Annotated in this window: 1 protein-coding gene; it reads right to left on the bottom strand. The window is 77.7% G+C overall.

What is annotated here, in order from left to right:
- A partial coding sequence (locus ACLBYB_RS32485; RefSeq protein WP_447701339.1) for an autotransporter outer membrane beta-barrel domain-containing protein occupies positions 1-2,579 on the bottom strand: 2,579 nt, incomplete at both ends.

Raw genomic sequence — 2,579 nt, 5'->3', positions numbered from 1 at the left:
GCGCCCGGGCGGACGTCGCCGGTGTAGCCCACCGACAGCCGCACGCCCTCGGCGACCGCCCCCGTCAGGCTCACCCCCAGAACCGCGCCGTCCCGGCCCAGCGCGCTCGTCCGGCCCGCGAACCCCGCCCCGAACAGGCTCGAGCGAACCACCGCCGCCGTGTCGGCCAGCTCGTGCGCCCAGTACGCCCGACCCTCCAGGCGCAGGTCCGGAATGCCCGCCACCGCCCAGCTCGTCACCCGCCCGCCGACCAGGCTGCGCGCCGCGTCGAGGTCGGCCACCGCGAAGCCCTGCCCGCCGAAGCCCTGCCCGACCAGACCGCCCCGCTCGGACACACGGCCCCGCGTCAGCCGGTCGTAGCTGAAGCCCACCTCCGGCACGACCTCGACCGGCAGGCCGGTCGCCAGCGCGTAGCCGGCAAAGCCCGACACCCCGCCGTTCCAGCCCGACGACAGCCCGGACGCCTGCGACACCGCCGCGCCCAGCGCCACCGTCCGGTCCACCCGCCCGTCCGCGTACGACACCCCCGCCGTGCCCCGCAGCACCACCGCGCCCAGCCGCGTGCTCGCGTACAGCGTCCCGCCGTAGCTGTCGGTGGTGAACCGACCCAGCCCCGCGCCCCGCGACGTGCCGCCCGCGCGCAGGTAGCTGAACGCACCGCCCACCTGCGTGTCCGCCCCGACCTGGCGGTCGACGCCCATCAGCAGCCCGCCCGCGTCGAAGCCGGCGCCCGCCGCCGCCCGGTCGCCCGCGCGCGCGCCGAACCCGTACAGCGCGTCGGCCCAGACCCGGCCCTCGCCCACCGCAAGCGGCCGCTCCGCCGCCCCGGCGCCGCCGCGCACCTGCAGCGCCGTGCGGTTCGGGCCCGGGCCCGGATCGCCCGCGCTGAACGCGCCCGCGCCCCCGCCCAGCCCGCGCTGGTGCCGGTCGATCGTGTCGGAGAGCAGACGGCGCGCGGCGAGGTCGGTCATCACCGCGTCGCCGTAGCTCTGGCCCGACAGGCTCGCCAGGCCGCCCGGCAGCGTCGCCGGGCCGGCCGCGTAGAGCGGGTCGAACACCCGCGCCCGCGCCGCGTCCGGCCGCGTGCCGGCCGCCGGGCGGGCGAGGTCGAGGGCCGCGCCCACGGCCCGGGCGTTGCCGGTCTGGGCGAGGCCGAGGCCTGCGAGGTTGCCGTAGGCGGCGGGCGTGACCACGAGGTCGAGGCCGGTAGCGGCGTAGAGCGCGTCGAGGCGCGTGCCCGCCGGCAGGCCCGCCGCCGGCTGGGCGAGCCCGCTGAACGAGCCCGACAGCCCGGCCTGCGCGGTGAGCACGCCGAAGCGCTGGCCGAGCGCGGGGGTGAAGCTGTTCGTGGCGTTGCCGGTGATGCCGCGCAGCTCCGGCACCAGGGTGCCGCTGGCCGAGACCGTGCCGGTCGGGCCCAGTGCCAGCAGGCGGGCGTAGCTGCCCGCGCCGGTGCCGGTGCCCGGGCCGTCGATGTCGAGGCCGAGGCTGCTGCCGGGGACGAACGCCACCGGGCCGAGCACGGTGAGCGTGCCGGGGGAGTTGCCCGGCCGCAGGGCGCCCGCGACCGTGACCGGGGCCGCGACGGTGCCGATGCCGCGCAGGGTGCCGGCGGCCGCGACCGTGACCGGCGAGGTCCAGAGGCCGTTGAGGGAGAGGGTGCCGGCCTGGATTGTGGTCGGGCCGGAGAAGAGGCCGGAGCCGGTGAGCAGGAGCGTGCCGGGGCCGGCCTTGGTCAGGCTGGTCGGGCTCGCGGTCTCCAGGATGGCGCCGGCGTAGGTCGAGGCGGCCGCATTGGAGACCGTGAGGGCGCCGTTGCCCAGGACGGCGGAGGCCGGGCCGGCGAGGTCGGTGAGCGTGAGGGCGGTGCCGCCGAGGTCGAGGGCGCCGGTGTTGGTCAGGCCGGTGAGCCCGGCGAGCGGGCCGGTGATCTGCACGAGGCCGGCATTGGTGAGCGTGCCGTTGAACTGGCCGGACAGGCGGGCGATGCCGGTGTTGGTCAGGTCGGCGGTGAGGGTGCCGTCGCTGGCCACCAGGCCGGCGTTGCTGAGGCCGCCGGAGGCGGTGAGGCTGGCGCTCTGGGCGACGGCGACGAGGCCGGCATTGGCGAGGGGGCCGGCGAGGCTGTAGCTGCCGCCCGTGGTGACGGCGAGCGTCGCGCCGGCGGCGTTGGCGAAGGGGCCGCCGCTGGCCACGGATCCGGCGACGGCGAGCAGGCCGGCATTGTTGGCGATGGCGCCGTCGATGCGGCCGGCGCTGGCGAGCACGGTGCCGGCATTGGTCAGGCCGCCGCTGATCGTGCCGCTGGTGGCGAGGAAGCCGGTGTTGGCCACGCCGCCGCCGATGGCGCCGCTGTTGCTCAGGACGCCGCTGTTGGCCGCGCCACCACCGATGGTGCCGGTGTTGAGGGCGGTGCCGGTGTTGGTCAGCCCGCCCGCGAGGGTGCCGGCGTTGACCAGGCTGCCGCTGTTGGCCGCGCCACCACCGATGGCGCCGGTGTTGAGGGCCGTGCCGGTGTTGGTCAGGCCGCCCGCGACGGTGCCGCTGTTGGACAGCGTGCCGCTGTTGGCCACGCCGCC

The sequence above is a fragment of the Methylobacterium sp. D54C genome (genome assembly GCF_053345595.1).
This window is presented reverse-complemented; position numbering and strand designations above follow the sequence as displayed.